The 323-nt window shown below is 75.5% G+C and carries 1 pseudogene; it reads right to left on the reverse strand.

What is annotated here, in order from left to right:
- Positions 1 to 323: pseudogene (locus RWK90_RS17310) on the reverse strand (HNH endonuclease); the annotation flags it as partial.

Genomic DNA, 323 nt, shown 5'->3' on the forward strand with positions numbered 1-323 from the left:
CGCGTTCGTCGTCGTCGACCTCGTCGGGCAGGGCGGCCAGGGTGGCGTTGATGATCTTCAGGTGCCCGGCGGAGATCTGGCCGGCGGCGGTGGCGTGCATGCGGGCGGTGTCGGCGATCGAGGAGTCCTCGAGGCGTCCGCGGGCTTCGCCGGGGGCCAGGCCCAGGCCGCCGGTGAGCATCTGCCGTTCGTTGATGTAGCCCATCTGCCTGGCGGTGCCGGAGGCGCGGGCGGCGGCCAGCACGCGGGCCTGGGTGGCGCGCAACCGGCGCTGGGCCTGCTCCAGCGCGACCACCTCGGCGTGCAGCTCGGCGGCCGGGACC

It is taken from the genome of Dietzia sp. CH92, assembly GCF_032248695.1.
Lineage (GTDB): Bacteria > Actinomycetota > Actinomycetes > Mycobacteriales > Mycobacteriaceae > Dietzia.